This window comes from Pseudomonas sp. HMSC063H08 (genome assembly GCF_001813645.1).
Taxonomy (GTDB): domain Bacteria; phylum Pseudomonadota; class Gammaproteobacteria; order Pseudomonadales; family Pseudomonadaceae; genus Pseudomonas; species Pseudomonas aeruginosa.
The window spans coordinates 1-302 of the sequence record NZ_KV813607.1 but is presented as its reverse complement, the minus strand read 5'-3'; the positions used below and the strand labels follow the sequence as shown (position 1 = coordinate 302).

Annotated in this window: 1 protein-coding gene; it reads left to right on the top strand. The window is 59.6% G+C overall.

The window, feature by feature from the left end; translation table 11 throughout:
- Positions 1-209 (top strand): hypothetical protein (locus HMPREF2924_RS36260; protein ID WP_218189337.1); only part of this gene is annotated, 209 nt, incomplete at its 5' end.
- Positions 210-302 lie beyond the last annotated feature (93 nt).

Below are 302 nucleotides of genomic sequence, written 5' to 3'. Positions count from 1 at the left end.
AGGTTCGCCTGCTCGGAGGCGCTCGCTGCGAAAGCTCCCTGTGCGACCAGCGCACTGCAGGCCAAGACGGCCAGGCAGCTTCGGCGAAGGGATTGATGTGGAGTGTTCACGGCGAATCTCTTGCAGATCAGGGTGCGATCAGCTTGCCGATCGCCCTGATTCCATTCCGCAAGAAATACTCGGCGCGGGTCCGGGGTATTTTTTTATGAGGTTGCGCGCTTGAAAAACAGTAGGTAGCTGACGGGCAGAGCGACGCCCCAAGCCCAGCCTTGGGCGTTTTGATTGCCGATCTCGGTTACGCC